This window comes from Pseudogemmatithrix spongiicola, from assembly GCF_030623445.1.
Classification (GTDB): Bacteria; Gemmatimonadota; Gemmatimonadetes; order Gemmatimonadales; family Gemmatimonadaceae; genus Pseudogemmatithrix; species Pseudogemmatithrix spongiicola.
On record NZ_CP130613.1, the window covers coordinates 2,518,939 to 2,544,015 of the forward strand.

25 protein-coding genes are annotated in these 25,077 nt (G+C 67.6%); 7 read left to right on the forward strand and 18 right to left on the reverse strand.

Annotated elements, in window-relative coordinates:
• Positions 1-118 precede the first annotated feature (118 nt).
• The 9 genes from Strain318_RS11625 to Strain318_RS11665 all read right to left on the reverse strand — a co-directional run bounded on the left by Strain318_RS11625 (position 119) and on the right by Strain318_RS11665 (position 5,492).
• Entirely contained in the window at positions 119-1,099 is a 981-nt protein-coding gene (locus Strain318_RS11625; protein WP_367885862.1) for a sugar nucleotidyltransferase, read from the reverse strand.
• Positions 1,096-1,476, reverse strand: a complete 381-nt coding sequence (locus Strain318_RS11630; protein WP_367885863.1) for a cupin domain-containing protein — start codon at positions 1,474-1,476, stop codon at positions 1,096-1,098. Before Strain318_RS11630 ends, Strain318_RS11625 begins: the two co-directional genes overlap by 4 nt.
• On the reverse strand, positions 1,476-2,054 hold the full coding sequence (locus Strain318_RS11635; RefSeq protein WP_367885864.1) for a 4Fe-4S dicluster domain-containing protein: 579 nt from the start codon (positions 2,052-2,054) through the stop codon (positions 1,476-1,478). The genes Strain318_RS11630 and Strain318_RS11635 overlap by 1 nt, the downstream gene beginning before the upstream one ends.
• 115 nt (positions 2,055-2,169) lie before the next feature.
• Positions 2,170-2,712, reverse strand: coding sequence for a F0F1 ATP synthase subunit delta (locus tag Strain318_RS11640; RefSeq protein WP_367885865.1), 543 nt, complete (start codon positions 2,710-2,712; stop codon positions 2,170-2,172).
• On the reverse strand, positions 2,713-3,282 hold the full coding sequence (gene atpF, locus Strain318_RS11645; RefSeq protein WP_367885866.1) for a F0F1 ATP synthase subunit B: 570 nt from the start codon (positions 3,280-3,282) through the stop codon (positions 2,713-2,715). It abuts the gene before it with no gap.
• Positions 3,283-3,392: 110 nt separating this feature from the next.
• Entirely contained in the window at positions 3,393-3,653 is a 261-nt protein-coding gene (gene atpE / locus Strain318_RS11650; protein WP_367887915.1) for an ATP synthase F0 subunit C, read from the reverse strand.
• 218 nt (positions 3,654-3,871) lie between these two features.
• Entirely contained in the window at positions 3,872-4,798 is a 927-nt protein-coding gene (gene atpB / locus Strain318_RS11655; protein WP_367885867.1) for a F0F1 ATP synthase subunit A, read from the reverse strand.
• Positions 4,795-5,142 carry a hypothetical protein gene (locus Strain318_RS11660; RefSeq protein ID WP_367885868.1) on the reverse strand — a complete coding sequence of 116 codons (348 nt, stop codon included), beginning with the start codon at positions 5,140-5,142 and terminating at the stop codon, positions 4,795-4,797. The genes atpB and Strain318_RS11660 overlap by 4 nt, the downstream gene beginning before the upstream one ends.
• Positions 5,139-5,492, reverse strand: coding sequence for an AtpZ/AtpI family protein (locus Strain318_RS11665; protein WP_367885869.1), 354 nt, complete (start codon positions 5,490-5,492; stop codon positions 5,139-5,141). Before Strain318_RS11665 ends, Strain318_RS11660 begins: the two co-directional genes overlap by 4 nt.
• A gap of 387 nt (positions 5,493-5,879) precedes the next feature.
• Here Strain318_RS11665 and Strain318_RS11670 point away from each other — a divergent pair, with 387 nt between their 5' ends.
• Positions 5,880-6,245, forward strand: a complete 366-nt coding sequence (locus Strain318_RS11670) for a BsuPI-related putative proteinase inhibitor (RefSeq protein WP_367885870.1) — start codon at positions 5,880-5,882, stop codon at positions 6,243-6,245.
• An 8-nt stretch (positions 6,246-6,253) separates the two neighbouring features.
• On the opposite strand, the gene Strain318_RS11675 is transcribed toward Strain318_RS11670, so the two are convergent.
• The 4 genes from Strain318_RS11675 to hemH are packed head-to-tail and all read right to left on the reverse strand — an operon-like array spanning position 6,254 to position 10,255.
• Positions 6,254-6,979 (reverse strand): response regulator transcription factor, encoded by a 726-nt coding sequence (locus Strain318_RS11675; protein ID WP_367885871.1) that lies wholly within the window; start codon positions 6,977-6,979, stop codon positions 6,254-6,256.
• Positions 6,976-7,977: a sensor histidine kinase gene (locus tag Strain318_RS11680; protein ID WP_367885872.1), complete on the reverse strand. Its 1,002-nt coding sequence runs from the start codon at positions 7,975-7,977 to the stop codon at positions 6,976-6,978. Before Strain318_RS11680 ends, Strain318_RS11675 begins: the two co-directional genes overlap by 4 nt.
• The gene (locus Strain318_RS11685; protein ID WP_367885873.1) at positions 7,974-9,281 is read right to left on the reverse strand and encodes a glutamyl-tRNA reductase; all 1,308 of its coding nucleotides are present in this window, start codon (positions 9,279-9,281) and stop codon (positions 7,974-7,976) included. The genes Strain318_RS11680 and Strain318_RS11685 overlap by 4 nt, the downstream gene beginning before the upstream one ends.
• Before the next feature lie 14 nt (positions 9,282-9,295).
• Positions 9,296-10,255, reverse strand: coding sequence for a ferrochelatase (gene hemH / locus Strain318_RS11690; RefSeq protein ID WP_367885874.1), 960 nt, complete (start codon positions 10,253-10,255; stop codon positions 9,296-9,298).
• A gap of 98 nt (positions 10,256-10,353) precedes the next feature.
• Here hemH and Strain318_RS11695 point away from each other — a divergent pair, with 98 nt between their 5' ends.
• The 3 genes from Strain318_RS11695 (at position 10,354) to Strain318_RS11705 (ending at position 15,613) form a co-directional block, all read left to right on the forward strand.
• Positions 10,354-11,358 (forward strand): AAA family ATPase, encoded by a 1,005-nt coding sequence (locus tag Strain318_RS11695; protein WP_437436302.1) that lies wholly within the window; start codon positions 10,354-10,356, stop codon positions 11,356-11,358.
• Positions 11,359-11,481: 123 nt separating this feature from the next.
• Positions 11,482-14,586: an AAA family ATPase gene (locus tag Strain318_RS11700; RefSeq protein WP_367885875.1), complete on the forward strand. Its 3,105-nt coding sequence runs from the start codon at positions 11,482-11,484 to the stop codon at positions 14,584-14,586.
• A gap of 85 nt (positions 14,587-14,671) precedes the next feature.
• Positions 14,672-15,613: an IS481 family transposase gene (locus Strain318_RS11705; RefSeq protein ID WP_367885876.1), complete on the forward strand. Its 942-nt coding sequence runs from the start codon at positions 14,672-14,674 to the stop codon at positions 15,611-15,613.
• Here the strand turns inward: Strain318_RS11705 and Strain318_RS11710 are convergent.
• From Strain318_RS11710 to gcvT, 4 genes are all read right to left on the reverse strand, one after another.
• Positions 15,588-16,961, reverse strand: a complete 1,374-nt coding sequence (locus Strain318_RS11710) for an HD-GYP domain-containing protein (protein WP_367885877.1) — start codon at positions 16,959-16,961, stop codon at positions 15,588-15,590. The genes Strain318_RS11705 and Strain318_RS11710 overlap by 26 nt on opposite strands.
• A 326-nt stretch (positions 16,962-17,287) precedes the next feature.
• Positions 17,288-18,007: a hypothetical protein gene (locus Strain318_RS11715; RefSeq protein ID WP_367885878.1), complete on the reverse strand. Its 720-nt coding sequence runs from the start codon at positions 18,005-18,007 to the stop codon at positions 17,288-17,290.
• A 180-nt stretch (positions 18,008-18,187) separates the two neighbouring features.
• Positions 18,188-19,750 (reverse strand): sigma-54 dependent transcriptional regulator, encoded by a 1,563-nt coding sequence (locus tag Strain318_RS11720; RefSeq protein WP_367885879.1) that lies wholly within the window; start codon positions 19,748-19,750, stop codon positions 18,188-18,190.
• Position 19,751: 1 nt separating this feature from the next.
• Positions 19,752-20,864 (reverse strand): glycine cleavage system aminomethyltransferase GcvT, encoded by a 1,113-nt coding sequence (gene gcvT / locus Strain318_RS11725; protein ID WP_367885880.1) that lies wholly within the window; start codon positions 20,862-20,864, stop codon positions 19,752-19,754.
• 123 nt (positions 20,865-20,987) lie between these two features.
• Here gcvT and Strain318_RS11730 point away from each other — a divergent pair, with 123 nt between their 5' ends.
• Together Strain318_RS11730 and Strain318_RS11735 are read left to right on the forward strand one after the other, a co-directional pair.
• Positions 20,988-21,551, forward strand: coding sequence for a hypothetical protein (locus Strain318_RS11730; RefSeq protein ID WP_367885881.1), 564 nt, complete (start codon positions 20,988-20,990; stop codon positions 21,549-21,551).
• On the forward strand, positions 21,551-22,024 hold the full coding sequence (locus Strain318_RS11735) for a QcrA and Rieske domain-containing protein (RefSeq protein ID WP_367885882.1): 474 nt from the start codon (positions 21,551-21,553) through the stop codon (positions 22,022-22,024). Before Strain318_RS11730 ends, Strain318_RS11735 begins: the two co-directional genes overlap by 1 nt.
• Before the next feature lie 125 nt (positions 22,025-22,149).
• Here the strand turns inward: Strain318_RS11735 and Strain318_RS11740 are convergent, their stop codons facing one another.
• Positions 22,150-23,070, reverse strand: coding sequence for an IS481 family transposase (locus Strain318_RS11740; protein WP_367885752.1), 921 nt, complete (start codon positions 23,068-23,070; stop codon positions 22,150-22,152).
• Positions 23,071-23,213: 143 nt separating this feature from the next.
• On the opposite strand from Strain318_RS11740, the gene Strain318_RS11745 reads away from it, so the two are divergent.
• Positions 23,214-25,076: a putative bifunctional diguanylate cyclase/phosphodiesterase gene (locus tag Strain318_RS11745; protein ID WP_367885883.1), complete on the forward strand. Its 1,863-nt coding sequence runs from the start codon at positions 23,214-23,216 to the stop codon at positions 25,074-25,076.
• Position 25,077: the final 1 nt, after the last annotated feature.

Here is a 25,077-nt window from a genome sequence, read left to right on the forward strand (position 1 = left end):
GTGCGCTCCGGGGGCTTACTGTGGATTGCTGACCCCGTGAATCTGCGTCGCCCGGCGTCGCAACGGAACCCAACCGCACTCACCACGAAGCCACGAGCGGAGCCGCGACAGTCCGCCGCTAGCGCCGCACCTCGGCGTCGTCGCCCAGCGTCACAGCGCCGGCCACCCCCTCAAGCATGACGCGATCGCCGAGCATGGAGTCATGCAACGAGCAGCCGTCCAGCGTGCCCTTGTCACCGACAATGGTATCCCGCAGGGTGCAGCCCTTCACCGACGTCCCCGCCCCGATCACTACGTTCGGCCCCACGGTCGACCCCTCCACCACCGCGCCTGCCTCGATGCGCACCGGCTCGATGATCTTCGAGTCCGTCACGGTGCCCATCTGCGCCGCACGGCCCTTCTCGAGCATCGTGCGGTTGGTCTCCAGCAGCGTGTCGAGCTTGCCCGCGTCGTACCAGCCGGCGACGTCGATCACGCGGATCTTCGCGCCCTTGTCGATCATGTACTGGAACGCATCGGTGAGATAGTACTCGCCCTTGTTCGCCGGCTGCTTGAGCACGTGGGCGATGCCCTCGTAGAGCAGCTTCCAGTTCTTGACATAGTAGAGCCCGATGTTCGCCCGCTTGCTGATCGGCGTGCTCGGCTTCTCGACGATCTTCGTCATGTGGCCGTTGGCATCGGTGACCACTACGCCGAAGCGCTGGTAGTCCTCGACTTCCTTCGTCCAGATGATGCCGTCGTCGTCACTCGACTCCACCACCGAGAGGTCGGCGTCGAAGATCGTGTCGACGAAGATGATCAGCACCGGCTGGTCCACGTACGGCCGCGCGAGGTCGACGGCGCCCGCCGTGCCGTCCTGCACCTTCTGCTCGACGTACACGCCGGGAATGGCGTACGCCGATTTCGCGTGCGCCTCGACCTTCTCCTTGAGGTGCCCCGTGATGTAGACGACCTGCTCGACGCCCTTGAGCTTGGCGACGTCGTCCATCACGTAGTCCATGACGGGCTTGCCGGCCACCTTGAGCATCGGCTTCGGCACGGTGTGCGTGTGCGGCCTGAGGCGCGTGCCCTTGCCGGCCAACGGAATGATCACCTTCATGGCGTGCTGGTCCCCTCGCGTCCGTAGCGGTCAGTGAGCCGCACCACGTCGTCGAGGTGCGGCGTGGAAGCCTCGAGCACGTCACAGTCCGTGACGGCCTCCATCTGGTGGATCTGCCCCGGCGTGTTGCGGAAGCTCTCGCCGGCCTTCAGCGGAAACTCCTCCAGCCCGTTGCCGCGGTCGATCCGATAGATCATCTCGCCGCGCAGCAGGTGCAGGGTCTCGTCCTTCAGGTTGTGGTACTGCACGGACAGCGCATGCCCCGCCTTCACGTGCAGCAGCTTGCCGACGTATTGCTCGGTATGCGCCCAAATCACTTCGTGGCCCCAGGGCTTGGGCACGATGCGCACGTGGTGTGGTCCGGATCCGGGCTTCATCAGAGCATCTCCAGAGGCCGCGCCACCAAGCTCGTCGGCGTCGTCACGCACGCGTTCAGGCATTGGCCACAGCCAGTACAGGCCGCGCCGATCACCGGGCGACCACGGTCATCCATCTTCAGCGCGTCCTCCCCCACTGGGCAGACCCGCGCGCAGATCCCGCACTCCACGTCGCGATACGTGATGCACCGCGACACCTCGATCTCGACCTGCGCCATCTTCGCATCGCGCCAGCCCCAAGCCGGCACGTCCAGCGCCGGCGTCGGGCAGGCCGCCGCGCAGGGCATCGTCTCGCACATGATGCACGCCGTCACCGCCACGTCGAGCGTCGGCGTACCGGCCGCCAAGCCCGCCGACGGCGGCAGCTTCGTGATGGCATGCACCGGGCATACATCGGCGCAGGCCCCGCAGCGCGTACACGCCGCAAGGAACGCCGCCTCCGGCAACGCGCCCGGCGGCCGCACGTACTGCGCCTGCACCACCTTCTGCTCCACCGCACCCACGATCTCCCGCAAGGCGCGTGTCAGGCCCTGCGAGAAGAACGAGCGGCGGTCCAGCGGTCCCGAAGAGTCCGTCACGGCTGAAATCTGCCCATCATGCCCCGGAAGCAATAGAGGGCCGCTCCTCGGGAACGGCCCTCTGAACCTGCCCGTGCCGCCTGAGGCGGCCCAGCGACGCGTGAGCCGACGCGACTCAGCGCGCGCCCACCAACGCCGTACGCAGCTTGCCGAGCTTGCGACGCACCGAGCCATCCATCACGGTGTCCCCGACCCGCACGACGACGCCGCCGATGATGCGCTCGTCCACCGTCAGGTGCGGCACCACCGTCTTGCCGATCGCCGCGCTGAGCGCCTTGGTCAGCGACTCCGTCGCCGCGGCATCGTAGGCCCGCGCCACGGTCACGCGCGCATGCACGCGGCCTTCCGCGGCGTCGAGCAGGTCGTGGTACTCGGTGGCAATCGCCGGAATCAGCATCTGGCGACGGTTGTGCACCAGCTTCTGCACGAACAGCACGAACGCACGCGGCGCCTTGTCGGCCAGCGCCTTGCCCAGCACGGCGCTCTTCTGCGCCGCGCTGATCTGCGGCGCCTCGAGGAAGTGCTGGAGGTTCGCGTCGCCGCTCACCGCGTCGCCCAGCGCGCTGATGAGGGCGCCAAAGCCCGCGGTTTCCTTGGCCTTGCCGGCCAGCGCCAGCAGGGCCTCGGCGTAGTTGCGGGCGATCGAGGTCTCGCGCATTTACTTCTTCCCGAGCGAGGCGAGGTACTGCTCGACCATCTGGCGGTCCGTCGCGCCGTCGAGCTTCTGCCCGATGAGCTTGCCGGCGCCGGCCAGCGCGAGGTCCACGGCTTCGCGGCGGAGCTCGTCGATGGCCTTGGCCTTCTCCGACTCGATCTCCTTGCGCGCGCGCTCGAGCAGTTCGGCCTGCTGCTGTCGCGTCTGTTCGAGCATCTCCGAGCGCATCGACTCGGCCGTCGCGCGGCCGTCGGCGATGTAGCGCTGCGCCTCGTTGCGCGCCGCTTCGATGGCGGCCTTCTGCTCGGCGACGAGCTTGGCGGCCTCGTTGCGGTCACGCTCGGCCGACGCGATCGCGTCGAGCAGCGCCTGCTCGCGACCCTGCACGGCCGCGAGGATCGGACCCCACGCGAACTTGCGGAGGAGGAAGAACGTCGCAAAGAAGACGACGATCGTCCAGGTGATGAGGCCGTAGTGCGGGTCGAGGAGGCTGACCTTGCCGCCCTCGGCCGCGGCGAACGCCGGCGAGGCAGTGAGGAGGAGCAGGGCAACGGCAGTGAGAAGCGTGCGCATCGGAGTATCCGAGTGGAAATCGGCGAGAGGCCGAGGGAAGTCGCGGAGTACAGCGTCGGAAGGGGTGGCGAAGCGGAGCGCCGGTCGGCGCCCCGCTCCACCGGACCAGCTTAGAACTTGCCCTGGATCGAGAAGGCGACGACGATGCCGAACAGCGCGGCGCCTTCGATGAAGGCGGCGAGAATCAGCGCGGCCGTCTGGATCTTGCCAGCCGCTTCCGGCTGACGGGCCATGCCTTCGACGGCCGAGCCGCCGATGCGGCCGATGCCCATGCCCGCGCCGATGACGGCGAGGCCGGCGCCGATGCCGGCACCGATGAGGGCGAGGCCCTGGTTGTTGTTGGCGACCGCCGTGGCGGCTTCCTGGAGCATCGGGACGAGCGTGATCATTGGAGGAACCCTGTAGGTGATTGGTCCAGCGTGGTCCTGCGCGTCTTGCGACGCTACTCGCCGGCGAGTCTTGCGACTCAGCGAGATTCACCCGGCGCTCGCCGGGCTACGTAACGGCAGTTGGAAGTTGTGAGTTGGAAGTAGTGAGAGGTGTCGTTGCAGTCCCTCCCAACTCCCAACTGCCAACTCCCGACTGCCGTCTAGTGGTGCGCCTCCCGGATCAGCCCGATGAACACGCTCGACAGCAGCGTGAACACGAAGGCCTGGAGGAACGCCACGAACAACTCGAGGAACATGATCGCCACGGCCATGCCCAGCGGCGCCACGCCGATGGGGAGACCGAAGCTGAAGAACAGACCCATCATCGCGAGCAGCACGATGTGGCCGGCCGTCATGTTGGCGAAGAGACGGATGGCCAGCGCGAACGGCTTCGTGATCTTGCCGATCAGCTCGACGGGCGTGAGGATCGCGAACATCAACGGCCGCATGACCATCGGCAGGTCGTTGTTCCAATAGAAGATCGTATTGAGGTAGCCCCAGCCGTTGGCCCGGATGCCGGCGATCTCGACCGTGAGGAAGGTCAGGAAGGCCAGCGTCGCCGTCACGGAGATGTTGCCCGTGGCCGTGGACCCGTAGGGCACGAGGCCGAGCAGGTTCAGCGTGAGGATGAAGAAGAAGACCGTCAGCAGGTAGGGCACGAAGCCCTCGCCGTGATGGCCCACGTTCGGCAGGATGACCTCGTTGCGGATGTAGAGGATCATCGCCTCGAAGCCGTTCGCCGCGCCCTTCGGCGCGGTGCCCTGCGCCGCCGTCTTCGCGTGCGAGCGCGCGACCAGCGTCATCACGGTCACGAGCAGCGTGGCGCCGATCAGCAGGAAGTACACGTGCTTGGTCGGCGAGAGGTCGATCATCACGCCGCCGACGTGGAACTGCAGCGCCTCATACTTCGGGAGATGGATCTCCTTGAAGAAGGGCGGCAGGATCCACGGGATCTCCATGTGGTCGCCGTCGGTGATGTGCGGCGTGATGATGTCCACCTTCTCCGCGGCCTGCGGCTCCTCGGCGCGCAGCGGCGCAGCGAAGAGGACGAGAGCGGCCATCACCGTCAGTATGCGTGCGATCTTCATTGCTTCAGGAAGAGAGGCTCAACCAGCATCGTGACGAACAGAAATCCCACCAGACTCATCAATGCGGGACCGGCGGCGAGGCCCAAGGCCTTCGTGCCGACCACCGCGTAGAGCACCAGCACCAGCATCCGCAGCAGCGACCCCAACCCCCACCCGGCGATCGGGTTGGTCGCCACGAACGGCTTCGCGATCACGAACGAGAGCAGCTGCACCCCCAACGCAATCACCGCCGACGTCCAGACCGCCCGGGCGATCTCGGGCTCCGGCCGCAGCGCGGTGATGCCCCAGGCACCCCCGAGCGTCAGCAGCGCCGCGATGGCGAAGAAGGCCAGCGCCTTCTTCACTGCCCCGCCCCGCCCGTCCGCTTGGCCTCGGCGCGCTCCCGCGCCTCCGCCTCCTCCGCCCGCTTCTGGTCGGCCATCAGACTCCGATAGATCGAGTAGAACGCCGCCCCAAAGCCCAGGAACGCACCGACCAGCGCGAAGATGCCGTTGGTCCCGATGCGCCGATCCACCCATTGCCCGAGATACAGGAAGAGGAGGATCGAGAGCGCGAACTGGAGACCCAACCCCGCGTACTTCCCTGCCGCGCCTAGGGAGCCGATGCCCCCCGAATGCTGCGCCAGCTTCCTCAGGGGATCCTCGCCCGATGGGCGGGGGTCCCGCGGTACCCCAGAGGGCGGTTCGGACTCCATTTCAGCCTTGAAAAATAGGAGCTTGTGAAATTTTTCGCAAGCAAAAACCCGGGGCAGAATCGCGCCGCCGTTACCTCTCGCTCGGCGGCGCGTCTTGGCGGCAAGACCCTACGGTCCTGACAGCTGTCCAACCCCGTACTTCGGGTTTTCCACGCCCTGTCCAACTGGACCGAACATTCGTGATGCCACGGCAAGTATCCGTCCGACAGGCAGTTAGCCGTGACCTAGCATTTGACGAATCGTCCAGCTGTTGATAAGTTAGTCACCACCCCCACCGGTGCTGTCCAGATGCGTGAAAAGGTGCCCTTCACTCTCGTGTGTTTCGCGGTGCTCGCGTTTGCGTGCGGACCGCGTCCACGAAGCGAAGCGGCAACGGAACGCAGCACCGTGAATCGCAGCGCGCCGGTCGATGCGCGCGCACCGTTGGCCCCGACGCTCGACATCGACGTCAACAACGGCGTGCACTTCAGCTTCGACGTCGTCAACGCAAGCGCGCGCAAGCTCGAAGTGCTGTTCAATGACGGACGCACGCACGACATCATCGTGCTCGACACGCTCGGCCGCGAAGTCTGGCGCTGGAGCGAGAACCGCATGTTCACGCAGGTCGTGCAGAGCAAGGTGCTGCGCGCCAGCGAGTCGCTCACGTTCGCCGAGTCGTGGACGGATCCGCAGCCGGGCAGCTACGTCGCGGTCGCGACGCTGCCGTCGCGCAACTACCCCGTCGAGCACCGCGTCGCCTTCGTCGTGCGCTGAGCGCGACGCTATTCGGTGGGATCCTCGCCCGCCGCGGTGAAGCGATAGCCCACGCCGCGCACCGTGTGGAAGTGCCGCGGCCGATCCGGCTCGCGCTCGAAGCGCTTGCGGAGCTTCACGATGAAGTTGTCGATCGTGCGTGAGCTCGGCAGCACTTCCCCGCCCCACACGCGCTCCAGCAGGTCCTCGCGCCACACCACGCGCCCGTCGCGCTTGGCCAGCTCGGCGAGGATCAAGGCCTCCTTCGGCGTGAGCTGTTGGTCCTGGCCGTCCCAGCTCCGGCCGCGGAAGCTCGTGAAGTCGAACTCGTTGCCGCCGAACTGCAGCGTCTCGCGGCTGCCGAGCAGCGTGTCGAAGCGCGTGCGCCGCCGCACGATGGCCGCCACGCGCAACAGCAGCTCGCGCAGGTGGAAGGGCTTCGGCAGATAATCGTCGCCGCCCGCCTCCAGCCCGCGGATGCGGTCGTGCGGCCCGCCCTTGGCGGTCAGGAAGAGCACCGGGGTGTCGTTGCCCTCGCGGCGCACCGTCTCGCAGACGGTGAATCCGTCCATGCCCGGCAGCATCACGTCGAGCACGACGACGGCGTAATCGTTGGCGCGCATGCGCGCGAGCGCCGTGACGCCGTCGCTGACCAGCTCGACGTCATAGCCCTCGTGCACGAGGTTCTCGCGGATGCCCCGCGCGAGATTCGGTTCGTCCTCGACGAGCAGGACCTTGGCTGGCGATGCACTCACGAACGATCCTCCGCCGGCCGCGGCCAGCGTACGGTGAAGACGGCGCCGAGCCCGTGGCCGGCGCTCTGGGCGCGTACGCGACCGCCCGCATGCGTGACGAGTCGCTCCACAAGGTAGAGCCCGAGGCCAGTGCCCTGCATGCGCCCGCGCCCGTCGCCCTCCACGCGGTAGAACTGTTCGAAGAGCCGCGGCGCCTCCTTCGGCGCGAAGCCGACGCCGTCGTCGCTGACCTCGAGCAGCACATCGTGCAGGTCGGCCTCGCCGCGCACCTGCACGACGCCGTCCCGCGGGCTGGCCTTGATGGCGTTGTGCAGGAGATTGCGCACCACGGTGCGCACGCCCTCGCGATCGGCGTGCACGGTGAGCGCATGCGACATCTGCGCCTCGACGCGCACGCCGCACTCGGCGGCAAACTCCCGCAGTTCCTCTGTCATCTCGGCCACGATCTCATCGAGGGCGACACGCTCGGGGAACGATTCGCCACCGCTCGCGAGTCGCGACGTGTCGAGCGTGTTGGCGACCATGCGCTCCAGGCGGCCGAGCTCGACGACGATGCGGCGCACGAGCTCGGCGCGTTCCGCCGGTGCCGGATCGCGCAGCGACAGGGTCTCCACGGACAGTCGCAGCGACGCGAGCGGACTCTTGAACTCGTGCGACACCGCCGCGAGGAACTGCTCCTGCCGCCGGCGCAGCTCGGCTTCTTCCCGCAGCGCCTTCAGCACGACGGCCATCGCCGCGATCAGCACGGAGAGGAAGAACGCGCCCTCCCAGGCATAGCGATTGAGACGCTGCGCCCGCTCCCGCGCCAGCTGCGCGAGCTGCTCGCTCCCCGCACCGGTCGCCGTCAACGCCGCCGAGAGGCGTTCGGTCATCAACGCCGTGTAGCGCCACTCGTCCCACATCCAGAAGGCGAGCTGCGCGGCACAGACGAGCAGGAGCAGGAAGAATCCGACCTGCACGCTGCGCGTCGAGGGCGAGTGTGGTCGTGCGCGGCTCACGGATGCACCAAGCGGCGGCGCAGGTCCTGCGCGAGCTCGGGTTCGGCCACGGCGAGGAACTCCGCCGCGGCCTCGGGACCGGCGCTGGCGGCCAAGTCACGCAGCCCTCGCGACGGAATGTGCGCCAACTGGTGCGAGAGGCTGGCCGCCCAGCGGCGCAGCGCCTGGCGCTCCGTGTCGTCCAGCGTCTTGAGTTCCTGCGTCAGGATGCGCTCCACTTCGATCTGCGCGCGGTCCGCATAACGTCGGCGCAGCTCCACGATGGTTGGGTCCACCAGCGCCGTCCACGCGCGCGACCGCCGCTCGTCGAGCGCGGCATCCACGAGTGCACGGGCCTCCCCCAGCGCCGCCAAGGCCTCCTCGCGGTCGGCCTCCGCGGCGCGGGTGATGTTGTCCATACCAATGTGGGCCATTCCGGCCCGTTCCGCCTCCTCGGGCCGCAAAGACGGCGGCACCCCGAGGTCGACGACCAGCGGCGGCAAGCCGCGCGTACCGCGCTTGGCGAGCCGCTGGCAGTCCGCGTCGGAGAACAGCGGCTCGCTCGCGCCCGTGGCCAACAACACCGCACTCACGAGGTCGGGTGAGAGTCGGAACGCCTCCAGGGAGCGCACCTTCACGCCTTCCGGCGCCACGGCCATCGCCCGCTCCACGCTGCGATTCACCAGCAGCGTGGGGATGCCCCGCTCGACGAGCGCGTTGGCGCAGTGCAGCGTCATCGGCGAGACACCCACCAGGGCGACGGCACCCGGCTGCGTCTCCAGGCGCGCGAGCACATGGGAGAGCGCGATGTCGGCCAGCGAGGCACGCCCGACGTGTCCGTCCGTCACCGGACGCACGCGGCGCGCGACGCGGAGCGCGTCATCCACGAGCGCGCGCAACATCGGTCCGAGCAGCCCCGCGGCATCGCACTCGATGGCCGCGGCCTTGAGCTGCCCCATGATCTCGCTCTCGCCGGCGCGTGCGGAGTCGAGGCCGCTGGCCACGAGATACAGGTGTTCGATCGCCCCTTCACCCGCCCAGGCGCGCAGCACCCGCGGCTCGACATCGGCGCCGAAATGCTCGAGCAAGCGCGTCCGGCGCTCCGGGACCCCGAGCGCCGCACCGCCGGCGAACGCGATCTCCACGCGGTTGCAGGTCGCGACGTAGAACAACTCGTCCACCTCAAGCGCCGCGGCGAGGGCCCGCAGGCGCGTGCCGCGATCCTCGCGGCCGAGCGTGAACTGGGCGAGCCGGTCCGCGCTGGCGTGGCGCCAGGAGATGCCGACTAGACCGAGCGAAAGCCGTTCGGACTCAGGTGCAGCCATGCCGTGCAACCCGGTCAGGCGACGGCGAGTTGCGCCAGCGAGCGAATGAACGCCGGGTGCGTATCGACGGCCGGCACGCGGATGAAGCGCTCGCCGCCGGCCTCCATGAAGCTCTCGCGGCCGCGGTCGCCGATCTCCTCGATGGTCTCGAGTCCATCCGTCACGAAGCCCGGCGTGATCACCGCGACGCTCTTGATGCCGCGGCGCGGCAGGTTCTCCAGCACGGCGTCGGTGGCCGGCGTGAGCCACTTCTCGGGGCCGAACTTGCTCTGGAACGTCAGCGTGGATCGTTCGACCGGCCACTTGATGGCTTCAAGCAGCGCCGTCGTCGTGTGGCAGCAGTCCGAGGAATACGCACGGCGTTCGTTGCGGTCGTATCGCTCGGGAATCCCGTGGTACGAAATGACGATGTGATCCGGCGGGGCGGGTTCGTCGGCAATGGCCTCGAAGAAGCGATCGGCCTGTGCCTGGATGTAGCCGGGGTCGGTCGCGGGAATCACGCGGTCGATCACGGGGACGCCGAGCTCGAGCGAGACCGCTGACTCGAAGGCGCGGCGGAACGCCGTGCCCGTGGTGCTCGAGGTGCGCTGCGGGAAGAGCGGCACCACGACAATGCGCTCGACACCCGCCGCCTTGAGCCGCGCCTTCTCCGACCCGATGCTCGGCTCGCCGTAGCGATACGCCGCGCTCACGGTGAAGCGCCCATTGGATTCGGCGCGCAGCTGCGCGACGATCCGCTCCGTGCTGGCGCGCAGCGGCGAGCCCTCGGGCGTCCAGATGGACTCGTAGGCGTGCGCGACCTTCTTGGGCCGGGTGCGGAGGATGATGCCCTGCAGGATGGGCTGCCAGAACCACTTCGGAAAGTCGATGACATCCGGGTCGGACAGGAACTCATCGAGGAAGCGGCGCACCGACTCCGGGGTCGGGGCGTCGGGGGTTCCGAGGTTCACAAGCAACAAATGGGGCAGGGCCATGCGTATATGATCGGCAGGGCATCGGCGGTGAGTGTCATAGAACTGTCACCGCGCGTTAGATTGCCGAACCCCCGCCGGACCCCATTCCGAGAGAGCCTGTGAGCCAGACTGGAGGGCGCGACGCTGCGGCGGACGCGCGAGACCTGGAGCTGTTGGCGCGCCTCGCCGAGGCGCGGCGCGAGATGGGGCGGCAGATCGCCCAGCGCATCGTGGGCCAGACGGACATCGTGGACATGCTGACGTCGGCCGTGCTCGCCGGCGGCCATGTGCTGCTCGTCGGTGTCCCGGGGCTCGCGAAGACGCTGCTCATCCAGACGCTGAGCCAGGCGCTGGACCTCGAGTTCAGCCGCATTCAGTTCACGCCGGACCTCATGCCCAGCGACATCACGGGCACCGAGCTGCTCGAGGAAGACCACGGCACCGGCAAGCGCGCCTTCACCTTCGCGCGCGGTCCGGTGTTCGGCAACATCGTCCTCGCGGACGAGATCAACCGCGCGCCGCCAAAGACGCAGGCGGCGCTGCTGCAGGCCATGCAGGAGCACACGGTCACGGTGGCGGGCAAGACGTATGCGCTGCCCGAGCCATTCTTCGTGCTCGCGACGCAGAACCCGATCGAGCAAGAGGGCACCTACCACCTGCCCGAGGCGCAGCTCGACCGCTTCATGTACGAGTTGCGGATCGGCTACCCCAGCGTGGCCGAGGAAGAGGCGATCGTGTCCAGCACGACGGGCGTGCAGAAGGGCGTGGTGAAGCCTTCGCTGAACGCCGCCGAGGTGCTGGAGATGCAGCGGCTGGTGCGCCGCCTGCCGGCACCGCCGTCGCTGGTGAGCTACGCCGTGGGCCTCGCGCGCTCGACGCGTCCGGGTGAGGACGGGGCGTCGCCTGCGGTGCGGAAGTACGTGAGCGTCGGCGCCGGCCCGCGCGCCGGCCAGAACCTCGTGCTCGGCGCGAAGGCGCGTGCGGCGATGGATGGCCGTGCGGTGCCCGACCTCGAGGACGTGGATGCCGTGGCGTTCAGCGTGCTGCGGCACCGCGTGGTGCTGAACTTCCAGGCCGAAGCCGAAGGCGTGGGGATCGAGCAGATCCTCGGCCTGAAGAAGTAGGCCTCTAGCGAGCGCCGCCGGGGGGCGGCATTGTAGGAGCCCGGCCGTCCGGTGACGGCCTGGTGACGGCCGCCCCCTGCATTCGGAGCCATGGCGCGCGCTGCAGTCCCGTCCGACCATGTCGTGGTCCGCGTCCTCGGGGCGACCGAGTTCACCGTGGGCACGCGCCGGATCGGCATGGGCACCGAGGCGCTCTTCGCGCTCGGTCTCTACCTCACGACCCGCGCCGGCGACCGTGTGTCCCGGGAGGACGTCCTCGACACCTTCTGGCCCGGTGGCGACGAGGATGCGCGGCGCCATGCCATGCGGCAGATGCTGTATCGGCTGCGGCAGAAGGGGATGGCCTTCCTCGAGGACGGCGACATCCTCACCCTCGATCCCGCCAAGGTCGACAGCGACTTGCGCCACTGTCTCGCGGCCGGGTGGCCCGAGAGCGCCACCGCGCAGGAGGTCGAGGGCGCGCTGACATTCGGCCCGACGTTCAGTTCGCGCCTGCCGCGCGCATTCCTCGACTGGTGCGACGGCATCCGCAGCGAGGTCAGCCACCAGGCGCGCAAGGCCGCCATGCAGCTGATTGCGAGCGCCCGGTCGCAGGGCCGCTGGGCGGATCTCGACCGTTGGGCCAAGGCCGTGTTGCAGACCGATCCGCTGCACGAGGAAGCCACGCTCGCGCGCGCCGAGGCCGCGTCGATGTCAGGCGCGAAGACGCTCGCGCTCGAGATCCTCGACGGCTATCTCGCCGAGGTCGGGACCGGGGACGGATCGGTCGGGAAGCCCGCGCTCCAGCTGCGGAAGCGGATTGCCGAGCGACGGGCGAGCTGGGTTCCGACCGGGCCGCGCGAGGTGCCGTTGGTGGGCCGCGAGGAGGAGATGTCGGCGCTGACGCAGGCGGTGGAGTCCGCGTTGCTGGGGCGGAGTCGGTCGGTGCTGCTGGTGGGGCCGTCTGGGTACGGGAAGTCGCGGTTGCTGGCGGAGGCGCGGGAGTATGCGGCGCTGCGGGGGGTACGGTGTGTGGCGGTGCGGGCGGAGGCGACTTTGGCTTCGCATCCGTGGGCGGCTGTTCGAGATCTCTGCCGACTTCTCGTCGAACTACCAGGGGCCGCTGCGATTGACCCTAGAGCGATGTCCGTTGTGAGGTCCATGCTCAGGGAAGACGCAGTCCAAGAAGGTGACATGAGCTTCGGGCCTGCGACTACCGCAGAGGACATTCGAGCATCGCTAGTGGCCCTGACGAACGCAATAAGTCATGAGACACCCTTGCTGGTCACTCTCGATGACCTACAGAACGCAGATCCGCGGTCAGTCGCCACTATGTACTCGCTGCTCATTGATGTTCAGTCGGGTCGGTGCAGCTGCTTGGCAGCCACGCATCCAGCCGCGCACCATCTGACGGAGCGATCTGACGGCCGACGCGGCTCCCAAATTGTGCGATTGACGCCACTCAAGGCTCAGGCATCCCGGCAGCTCGCTGCTTCAACCGCGAATGCGCACGGCAATGCGCTATCCGACAAGGTCCTAGATCACCTTGCTCGCAGATCTGGCGGACACCCACTGTTTGCAAGAGAACTAGCGCTGTCATTCGCACGTGGTGAGCCTCTTGATTCGCTTCCGGCGACTTTGGCGGATGTAGTGGCAAGAAACCTGTCCACCCAGTCTCCCGATGCAGTTCGAGTGCTCCGCGTAGTCGCCCTCCTATCGAGCGCCGCCACCGTCGGGCGCGTGCAGTCTGCGTCCAGGCAGGATCGCCGCGTCTTCCTTTCACTAGTTGATTCGCTTTCCCAAGAGGGAATTCTGCACCTAGACCCGTCTCGCGTACTACGGCTTCACGACAGTTGGCGCGACTCAATTCTATCCGGCACCCCCGAGACGGTATCCGCCACACTGGCCTTGGAGTGTGCTGGCGTCCTCGAGGCGGAGGAGGACGCGGATGCAGTTACTACTCACGGATGCCTTGCGGACCTCTATCGCGTGGCTGGGGACATCAACCGCGCGACCCACTTCAGACTCCGAAGCATTGACTCACTGATCTCCGCGGGGCTCTACGAGTCAGCCCTGAACAGCCTTCAGGGGTCATCTTCAGCCGGCTTCTCTCCTGCAGTCCGAGCACGCTTTCGGGTTCGCGAGGCCGTGGTACTACTCGCAACCGGGAACCCGGTTCGAAGCCTTGAGCTCGCGAACGACGTTTGGCGATCGCGAGTGCTTCAGGCTGGCGCATTGATCTCAGAGCATGTGCTCGCTGTCGGTGTCTCAGCTGATTGCCACATCAAGCTCGACGCCGCAGACAAGGCGCCATTCGACGAGCTCTTGGCACTAGCCAACAGCGGCAAGCTCTCTCCGGGGGACACGACCAGGGCGTGCCTTTGGGGCCTCCGCCTGGCGAGCAACGCAGCTGACAGCGCAGCGTTACGAAAGTTCATCGAGGTCGTGAGGAACACGACGCGTAGTGCAGGGCCGTCTCCTGCATCTGCCTTGAGCGAGCTAATCTTTGCAGCTGAACTGGGATCAGCGGTCGACATCGCGACGGCCTACGACCAGGTGCGCTCGATGGATAAGGCCGGCCTCTCCGTAAGCGACCAATGCCTCCTGTTGAGGTGCTCAGCTCACGCGCTGCGAGTCGGAGGGTTCATCGACGAAGCATCTGCCACCGGAGAGGCGTCATTCCGGCTCGCACAAGAGCATGGCATGAAGCACGCTGCGCGCCTTTCGCTCGAACTTCTCTGTAACATGCACCTAGACTTCGCCAACACAGTTGAGGCGTCTCGGTGGCTCGAACTGCTCGCTGAACTCACAGCCAGCGGAGGGCACGGCAACACGCAGACCTCGTTCGAGCATGTTCGTGACCGTCTGAATTTCTCGCGCGGACTCACGAGCGCAGCGACCAGCGACTCTCTGGGCCGCCTTGATCTCGTCAAGACATTCGGGAAGACTCATGGCCGAGCCGGCGAACTGGCACTAGCTGCTGCTGCGGCAGCCGGCCGCGGAGACAATGAGGCTGCCGCGGCACTCATGAAGGAAGCGCTGGACGGTGCTGTGTCGTTCCTCGGTCGACCGGTCGCCGACTTCATTCTCGACACTTGTCTCGAGACTGGGCGCCTCATCGGACGGGAAAGTCGTGCGGACGAGGTCGCGGCAGAGCATCTCTCCGCCAGGTCCTCACGCGGCGAGATTCCAATCGCTCCGGCATTCAGGAACCTAAGGAGCCTAGCAGATCCCTCAACGCGTGCCTAGCTGTCGGTTCTAAGGAGGTTGTTCACTGAGGCATAACTGAGGAAGCTGGAGGTGCGAGCCACCCAACCTTCAGCCAGAGGCCTCAGTGAACATCCACAACAATGCGCGATTGACCGCCTGGGGGCGAGCCGAGCTCGTTCGCCGGGTGGTCCTCGACGGCGAACCGGTGCGCGCCGTCGCCGCCGCCCTCCACATCAGCACGAGCACGGCGTACAAGTGGCTGCGGCGCTTCGCGGCCGGCGGCTGGGCTGCGCTGGCCGATCGCTCGTCGCGGCCGCGGCGCTCGCCGCGCGCGACGCAGCCCGCGCAGATCGAGCGAATCCTCCGGCTCCGGGCGAAGCGCCTGACGGGTCCCGAGATCGCGGAGCGACTCGGGCTCGCGGTCTCGACGGTCGGCCGGATCCTGACGCGCGCGGGCCAAGGCCGGCTGAAGGGGCCCGGCGCAACCGGCGGGCCGCGCTACGAGCGCGAGACGCCGGGCGAGCTCCTGCACGTCGACACGAAGGCGCTCGACCGCTTCGTCGCGGCGGGCCACCGCGCGCACGGCAACCGCTCGAAGGTCGGCCGCCGTCGGGGGCTCGGCCAGGACCACCTGCACGTCGCGGTCGACGACGCGACGCGCCTCGCGTACGCGGCGCTGCTGCCGACGCAGGACGCGGCGGCGTGCGCGCGCTTCCTCGACGCGGCGCACCGCTGGTTTGCACAGTTGGGCATACCGGTCCACGGCGTGATGACCGACAACGCGAAGGCCTACACCAGCCACGCTGTGCAGGCGATGCTCGCCGCGCACGGGATCCGGCACCTGCGCACCAAGCCCTACCGCCCGCAGACGAACGGCAAGGCGGAGCGCTTCATCCAGACCGCGCTCCGCCGCTGGGCCTACAAGAAGCCCTACCGCAGCTCCCGCCACCGCAACGCGGCGCTACCCGACTTCCTAGATTGCTACAACGTCGAACGGCCGCACCGGTCGCTCGGCCGCGTCCCCCCGCTGCTCCACTTCCTCATGCAGCGTGAACAACGTCCTTAGAACCGACACCTAGCGCCACAAACTCACCGGTGTTGCCCGGCACCAACCCGCCATAGGTCAAGCGCAGTTCAGTAGCGGGCAAGTCAAGCTGCGCGCGCAGAATGGTCTCGCTGATTGCGCTCCATGCCCGCTGAGTGGTGATGGCATCAGCAAGCGCGGGATCGAACTGGCGGCCACTCTCTGCCGCAATCTCAGCTCGGACCTTTTCGAGCGATAGTCCTTCTCGATATGGGCGTGACGTCGTCATCGCGTCAATCGTGTCGGCGATTGCTATGACTCGCGCTGCCAGCGGAATACTCTGGCCCGCAAGCTGATCCGGGTAGCCCGCTCCGTTCCATGCTTCATGATGGGCGCGCACAGGTGCCACAAGGTCAGCGAAGTGGGACACCTTCGCGACAAGCTCTGCACTCCGAATTGGATGGAGCTTCATCATGGCGAACTCTTCGTCAGACAGCCTTCCTGGCTTGCGAAGAATATGCGCAAACTCCTCATGGATCTTGCCCACATCGTGCAATAGCGCAGCAATCTCCACGCGCTCGATCTGGCGGGGCGGGAGGCCAACCTCCTTTGCGATGACACGGGCGTATCGCGCGACTCGCTGAGAGTGACCCGACGTATAGGGGTCACGCGCTTCAATTGACGCGACCATGAGCTGAAGCAGCTCCTCGTTCACCTTCTCGAGAGCGTAGACAGTCCGGTATAGCTGCCGAATGCCAAGCATTGGCAATGCGAGAATCGCCGTCCAGCCGGGGCCGAGCCGGGCATAAGCAATGGCGAAGAAGATGATCAGAGGCATCGAGAGCGCGTCGTACAGCGCCGAACCTCCGATGCTCTTGATCCACAGTTGCAGAGTGCCGGATCCGGAGGACGCCGCCACAACCGTACTCACCGCAAGCTTGTTAACGATGAAGTACGTCGCGACGAGGAGCACAAACGGCAGAATCTGTGGAGCCCCAGTCAACACCGATTCGCCACCGACCGCGAGGTATAGCGCAATGCCCACCGCGACGGAGAACGTGTGCTGGGCTGTGTTGAACACAAGCTTGAGCGGCGGTCGTCTGTGTACGATCTCGGCAAGGAGCGTGCTCATCAACACTGCGAGCAACGCTGCCAGATTCGGCGAAACCAGTGCGACACTCAAGAACGGCAGAAAACTGATAGTTCCAGCAGTCGACTTCGACGTGTTGTAAGTCAACGCCGCAGCCAGGACTCCGAACACCGTGAAGAATGCAGCCGCTCGCCACTCACTGGTGGTAGGCGGTTCGCCAAGAGCGGCGAAAGCCGCAAGCACCACGAGGGCACCGGCGGCTACAGTTTCGACGATTCGAAGTACGCGCTGCTGGCTCATGCTTTCTCTGGAGATACCTGCAAGAACCGGAGGACCCCTCGCCCTCGCCAACGAGCCGGCCTAGACGACTAGACCCAGCTCGAAGAATCACCCATCACAAACGCCGCCATAGCAGCAATCAGGCTGGTGATATACGTCATCGAGACTCACCTCCCTTCAATGAGATCACCCTTTTGGGGTGTCCATCATCTACAGGTCGGCTCCGCTCTCGACGTCCTTACGACGCCACCACTGGTGTCCTCTCCGCTCTGAGAGAACGAGGGGTACCTCGTTGGTCCTTCAGTTGTCGTCCTACCGTCCTGCCCTGCTCCTGCAGAACCCGCGGCTCAGCGCGAACTCCGCCGATCTTCCATCACAGGCAGTCCCTCGCCCGATGCAATCGTCGCCATCCAACGGTTCGTGGCATCCAACACGGCGAGCACGGCCGCCGTCTCGGCGCTGTCCCGGATCTCGGCGCTTCCCGTCAGCAACACCTGCTCGCGCCCGCTCCGCGCCATCACGGCGGCAAACACGAACTCGCGCTCGAACGCGGTGATGACCTTCGCGCCCTCCAGCGAGAAGATGCCGCCGGTCGGCCCGGCCAAGCTCAGCGCCATCAGCGCCGCCCGCGCACTCACATCCACGCGGCTACGGTCGCTCTGTACCGTCTCCTCCGCCTCGGCGGCGAACTGCTCCCCGCCGATCCGGAGCGTCACCTTGCAGGTGACGCCACGCACCCGAGAGCCGCGCACCTCCACGTCCTCGAAATACACGGGACGACCGCTGCTGCCAGGCTTCGGCGCCGACGGCTGCTCGACGACCGGCTGCTCACCCGTCACCGGCCGACGCGTGGTCGCGGCGACCGAAATCTTCCGATGATCCACCTTGAGCCCGAGCTGCGCCATCAGCGCACTCTCGATGTTCCGCACCACCGCCTTCGCCGGCGTGTCGCCGGTGACCAGCACGTGGATCGTATCCACCGACCCGTTCTCAGTCGCCGTGATCCGGGCCGACACCACGTCCTTCAACGTCGCGATCAACTCCTCGGCACGCTGCAGCGGAAGCACGCTCCCAGCTATCAACGAACTGGCCTCGCTCGAGGCGGGCTGATGCGACGGAGTCACGATGTCCTGGGGCGAGACGGTGGGAGTCGGCCTAGGCACCTAAGCGGACAAGTCCGCCTAGCACGCCTCATTCTGTGCAATATCTGGTGAGTTGGGAAGGGGTCCGGGACAGAATTCCCGGAATTACTCCCCGAACTGTTCAGGAACTTGATACTCCTTGAGCTTTCGGTAGAGCGTGCGCTCACCGATCTCGAGGATTTCAGCAGCCTTACGACGATTCCCCTTCGTCTCACGCAACGCGGCGAGGATCGCCGCCTTTTCGATCTCTGCCATCGTCATGCCGGGCGTGATGGTCACGGTCGCCGTGGGCATGGCGCCCGGTGGCTCGATACCCGCGCCAAGTGCACCCACTGCGGTCGGCGGCCCAGCCACCGCCCCACCCGCACCAGCCTGCGCCGCCCAGGCATCACGCTCCGCCCGCACCTCGTCCACCCGGCGCCGCAGCTCCTCGAGCTGCAGCTTCACCTCAACCAAGCTCCGGACGATGAACTCCAGTTCCCGGCCCTCCGCCCGGCTCTCCTCGCGGAGGATGGCACCGACCGGTACGGGCAGCAGCCGCTCGGCTCCGCCCTCCCGGATCGCCGCCGGAATGTCGGCGATGCCGATCTCGCGGCCCGTGGCCAGCACGACCATCGATTCGATCAGGTTCCGCAGCTCACGGACGTTGCCGGGCCACGCATAGTTGGCCAGCGCCCGCATCGCCTCCGCGGAGATGCCGTGGAACTCTCGCCCGTGCTGCTGCGCAAACTCCTGCACGAAGCGCCGCACGAGCAAGGGAATGTCCTCGCGCCGCTCCCGCAGCGGGGGCAGGTAGATCCGCAGCACGTTGAGCCGATAGAACAAGTCGGAGCGGAACCCGCCCATCGCCACCGACTCGCGCAGCGGACGGTTCGTCGCCGCGACGACGCGTACATCCACCGGGATCACCTGCGTGCCGCCGACGCGCGTGACCTCTCGCTCCTCCAGGACGCGCAGCAACTTCACCTGCACGCTCTGCGGCACCTCGCCGATCTCGTCGAGGAACAGCGTGCCGCCGTCGGCGAGCTCGAAGCGCCCGATGCGACGCTCCGCCGCGCCCGTGAACGAGCCTTTCTCGTGGCCGAACAGCTCGCTCTCCAGCAGCGTTTCGGGCAGCGCGCCGACGTTCACCGCGATGAACGGCTTGCTGCGCCGCGGCGACATCTTATGGATGGCCCGCGCGACCAACTCCTTGCCCGTGCCGCTCTCGCCTTCGATGAGCACCGTGCTCGACACGGGCGCCATCTGGCGGATCGCCTCGAGCACCTGCCGCACGGCATCGCTCTCGCCCCAGAGGCCCGTCTCGCGCGTGATGCGGGCGCGCTCGAGCAGCTCCTCGACGCTCTGCCGCAGCGCCTCCGGCGTCACCGGCTTGGTGAGGACATCGGCGAAGCCGACCGTCTTGAGTTTCTGGTCGAGCTGCGGGTCACCGATGTCCGCGAGCCCGAGCACCGCCGCCCCACCCCACATCTGCTCGCGCGCGATCGCGAGCGTCTGCGGGTCGAGCAGGCTGCCGGTGAACACGATCACCTCGGGCCGCGCCTTCCGCACCTCGCTGGGGAGGTCATCCAGCGGTGAGACCAGCCAGGTCTTGACGTCATCCGCCTCGAGCAGTGCGTTGAGGCGGACGGCGGGCTCGACGTCGGCGAGGGTGATCAGGACGCTCATGTCAGCGCTTGACCGTGCCGTGCTTCCAGAACGGGAACGCGGTGATCGTGCCGACCACGCGCTTGCCGCGGATCTCCACCTCGATGGTGTTGCCGTCCTTCGCATGGGCGGTCGGCACGTAGGCGGTCCCGAGCCCGCATCCGACGCTGGGGCTCATGATGCCGCTCATCACCACGCCGCTGGGCTGGCCGTTCACGAACACGGGATAGCCGTGCCGCGGGATCGCCTTCTCCTCGAACGTGAAGCCGACCAGCTTCCGTGCGACGCCCGCCGCCTTCTGCGCTTCGAGCGCTGCACGGCCGACGAAGTCGCCCTTCTTCATCTTCACCAACCAGCCGAGGCCCGCCTCGAGCGGCGTGATGGTGTCGTCGATGTCGTTGCCGTAGAGCGCCATGCCCATCTCCAGGCGCAGCGAGTCGCGGCAGCCGAGTCCGGCGGGCGCGATGCGACCGGTCGCCATCAGCGCGGCCCAGAGCTTCGCCGAGTCCTTGGCGTCGTGGTACAGCTCGAAGCCGTCCTCGCCGGTGTAGCCCGTGCGCGAGAGCGTCATCGGGATGCCCGCGACCGTGGTCTCGGTGAACCAGTAGTACTTGATCTCGTCGAGGGCCTTCGGCGTCAGCGCCTGGAGGATCTCCTGCGCCTGCGGGCCCTGCACGGCGAGCAGGCCGATGTCGTCGCTCACATCCTCGAGGGTGCAATCGAACTTGCCCTTGTACCGCTGGATGTGCGCGAGGTCCTTGTCCTTGTTCGAACCGTTCACGACCATCATCAGGTGATCGGCGGCGTAGCGGTACACGAGGCAGTCATCCACGAAGGTGCCCTGCTCGGTCAGGATGCCCGAGTAGTGGACCTGGCCGTCCTGCAGCGCGGCGACGTCGTTCGACGTGACGTAGGTGACGAAATCGATGGCCTGCTTGCCCTTGATGATGAACTCGCCCATGTGCGACACGTCGAAGACGCCGCAGGCCTTTCGCACCGCGTTGTGCTCCGCCGTGATGCCCGTGGGATACTGGATGGGCATCTCGAAGCCGGCAAACGACACCATCTTGGCGCCAGCGGCGACGTGGATGGCGTGGAAGGGCGTGCGCTTGAGCGTGGCAGAGCTATCAGACATCGCAGGTTCCTGAGGGGAATGAGTGGACTGCGTCAGACTCTCAATATGCCGAATCGGCAGGGCCCGAACCAGCGGCGCCTTCCCCGATTGACGGGCACTCTGGAAGCGGGGGTACATTCCGAGATGCCGACTTATGCCGTCCTTCTGTTCGCGGCGCTCCTCGACACCACCGGCGCCGGCGTGCCGGTAGAACCCGCGCAGCCGCGCATCCCGACGCCACTGGAACTCGCGCGGACCGCGAAGGCCCAAGACGACGAACCGTCGGACTGGTACTATCGCCGGCTCAAGGTGCACCGCGTGTCGAGCTACGCCATGCTGCCGCTGTTCGCCCTGCAGTACGCCGCCGGCGCGCAACTCTATGACAAGGGAGAAGACGCCGCCGACTGGGCGGAGGATTGGCACGGCGTCGGCGCCGCGACCATCGCCGGCGTGTTCGCCATCAACGTGGTGACGGGCGTGCCGAACCTCATCGAGATCTGGAACGAGCCGCGCGACCGCAAGCGCCGGCTCTTCCATGCATCGGCCATGCTCGTTGCCGCTGCAGGCTTCACCGCCACGGGCATCATTGCGGATGAAGCGGAGGATGGACCCTCGGGGCGCCGCCTGCACCGCAATGTCGCCATCGGTTCCATGGGCGTGGCGACGGTCGGCTACCTGTCGATGCTCGACATCTTCCGCCGGGATTGATGGTGACGCAGGCCTGTGAGACCTGCGCGGTCGCCGAGGGTCGGCGCGCGTTCGTGACCAAGACGCTGCTTGCGGCGGTCGGTGCGTGGGTGCTGCAGGGCTGCGGCGACGGCGACATCGGTGGCCCCGGCGCTCCGGACTTCGCACCGCCCATCGCCGGCGGCAGACTCGTCGTCAGCCTCGCCAGCTTTCCGGCGCTGGCCACCGTCGGCGGCATCGCGCGCGTCGACGCCGGCGGCACCGCGCCCATCGCCGCCGTGCGCATCGCCAGCGAGACCTTTCTCGCCGTGTCGATGGTCTGCACGCACGCCGGATTCCAACCGATCGAGATCCGGCCGACCGGCTTTCGTTGCCCGAACCACGGCGCACAGTTCGATCGCGAAGGCGCGTGGGTCGGAGGCCAACCCACGGGCGACCTGTTCCAGTATCCCGTCGCGTACGACGCGACGGCGGGGACGGTGACGATCGGGTGACGCGCGCAGGCGACGCGCGTCGCTGTGCGATTCTTCATCAGCGTCTAACATCGGAGCAGCGGACACGGTCCGAAACGTGACGGCCGATACTGCGTCTATGAACAGTCTGCCCTAGGTGTAGTGGCTCAGCACGTTGTTGACAGGTGCTGGGCGAGCCGCATCGCCGGGGTCGTGTTGCCGAGGGCGCTGTGCCGCCGCTCGGTGTTGTAGAAGGAGAGATAGTGCGCGAGCGCCCGGGTCCGCCAGCCTGAGCGCGCATACGCCCGGTTGTAGGCCCATTCAGTGATCAGCGTGCGGATGAAGCGCTCCGCCTTCCCGTTCGTCTGCGGCCGGTAGGGCCGCGTGAAGCGCTGGCCGATGCCGAGGGCCAGGGCCTGCTCGCCGAAGGGCAGCGCGCGGTAGCAGCTGCCGTTGTCGGTGAGCACGCGCTCGACCGTGATGCCGAGCGCCGCGTACCACGCGACCGCCCGCGCGAGGAAGCCGGCCGCGGCTTCCGCGGTCTCCTCCGGCAGCACCTCGACGTACGCGAGGCGCGTGTGGTCGTCGATCGCGACGTGCACGAACTCCCAGCCGCGGCCGTGCGTCCGCCGGGTGTAGTCACCGTGGATGCGGTGCCCCACGCGCGAGATGCGGGCAAGCTTCTTGATGTCGAGGTGCACGAGCTCGCCGGGCCGGTCCCGCTCGTAGCGGACGATGCGCCGCGGCCCGTCGACGCGCGGCAGGCGGCCCAGGCCGAGGCGGCGCAGCTCGCGGCCGACGGTCGAGAGCGGGATGCCGTAGTGCTGGGCGATGCGGCGGCTGGACCAGCGCTGGCCGCGGCGCTTGCGGATCTGCCGCCGCCAGCGGCGCGGGATCCGCGTCGGCGACCGGTGCGGGCGCGACGACCGGGTCTCGACGTCGTGGGGGCGCTCGAGCCACGCGTAGATCGTCTGGCGGGAGACCGCGAGGTCGCGGGCGACCTGCGCCACCTTCGCGCCGGCGGCGACGCGGCGGCAGGCCTCCCGTCGCAGATAGGGCGTCAGGCGTGCATTCTTGTGGGTGTTCATGGGGCCTCTGGCGTTGCCGGTTGAGTGGACTCGACAACCCCAGCTTGGTGAGGCTACGCCCTGTGAACAACCTCCTGAGTCACTACACCTAGGCTTCCGTTGTAGGGAGGCGGGGCTGTTCCCACCCAGTATCGCCTGAGGCAATGTCAGTCCTGATCCTCTCACTCGCGCTTGCCGCGGCCGCCGCGTGCAGCGCGTGGCTCTATCGTCGCCTGCGTCGCCTCCAATCCGAGTTGGACGCGCAGACCGCCGGTGCCGCCGCGGCCCTCGTGCAAGCCGAGGGACGCCGCATCGCGCAGCGCTCCAGCGGCGAGTGGTTGCTGCTGCCGGCGCGCAGCGCGCAGGAAGCCCTGTGGGACTGGGACCTCGCCGACGATCGCATCCGCTTCTCCGCGCGTTGGCGCGAGATGCTTGGGCTCCCTCCCGAAGAAGTCCTCACCGTGGCCGATGAGTGGCGCAGCCGCGTCCACCCCGCCGATCGCGCCCAGGTGCTGGTCGACATCGCCGCGCAGACGGCGGGCACCGGGGACCGCTTCAGCTCCGAACATCGCGTGCGCCACCAGAGCGGGCGCTGGCTCACGCTGCAGTGGTCCGGCCTCATCGTGCGCGATCACGATGGCAAGGCGATCCGCGTCGCCGGCTCGGTGCGCGACGCGACGGCGCAGCGCAGCGTGGAGGAACAGGCGCGGCGGGATGCGTTCTACGACACCATTACCGGCCTGCCGAACCGTGCGCTCGGACTCGACCTGCTGCGTCGCGCCATCACGCGCACGCGGCGGCAGGGTGAACGGCGCTTCGCCGCCTTGGTCGTGGACATCGATCGCTTCAAGGCCCAGAACGATGCGCTCGGCCACGGCGCGGGCGATGCCCTGCTCCAGGCTTTCGCCCGCCGACTCGGCACCGCCGTCCGTCCGGGCGACGTCGTGGCGCGGCTCGGCGCCGACGTGTTCGTGCTCGTGCTCGATGCCGTGCACGAGCCCGACGAAGCCGAACGCGTGGCGGACCGCGTGCATCTGCTGCTGAAGGAGCCGTTGCGCGTGCTCTCGCATGACCTCGTCATCACCGCTAGCATCGGCATCGCGCTGCACGACCCGTCGACGGAGACCGCGGCCGACTACGTCCGCAACGGTGAACTCGCGATGCTCGAGGCCAAGGCGCTCGGCGGTGCGCGGCACGTGGTGTACCGTGCCGAGATGCGCGAAGGCGTGCGGCATCGGGCGTCGCTCGAGCACGACCTGCGGACGGCCATCGCGCGCGGCGAGATGATGGTGTGGTACCAACCCGTGTTCTCCGCGCGCGATGGCGCGACGACGACGCTCGCCGGCTTCGAGGCGCTGCTGCGATGGGCGCATCCGTCCCGCGGATTGCTCGGGCCGGGCGAGTTCGTGCCGGTCGCCGAGGAGACCGGGATGATCGTGCCGCTCGGGACCTGGGCGCTGGGCGAGGCCTGCCGGCACCTGATGGCGCTCGCGCCAAACGGCCCGCATGCGCCCTGGGTGAGCGTGAACCTCGCCGCCAAGCAGCTGGCGGATCCGGCCCTCATCGAGATCGTGGACCGCGCGCTGGACGTCTCAGGGCTCGAACCGCGACGCCTGCGCCTCGAAGTCACCGAGAACGTGATCCTGTCCGACGAAGACGGCGCGCGGCGCGCGCTTGAGACGCTGCGCGCGCGCGGCATCGGCATCCTCATGGATGACTTCGGGACCGGCCACGCCTCGCTGAGCTACCTGCACCGCCTGCCGATCGGGAGCATCAAGATCGACCGCTACTTCGTCGGCCGCATGGACGTGAGCGCGGAATGCCTGGAGATCGTGCGCTCCGTGATCACCCTCGCGAAGTCGCTGTCGATGGACGTGGTCGCCGAGGGCGTCGAGCAGGAGGCGCAGCTCACGCAGCTGAAGGCCTTGGGCTGCGAGCACGTGCAGGGGTTCCTGCTTTCGCACCCGCTGCGACCGGAGGAAACGCGGGCGATGCTGGCCCCGGCGTTGCGGGTCGCGGCGAGCTAAG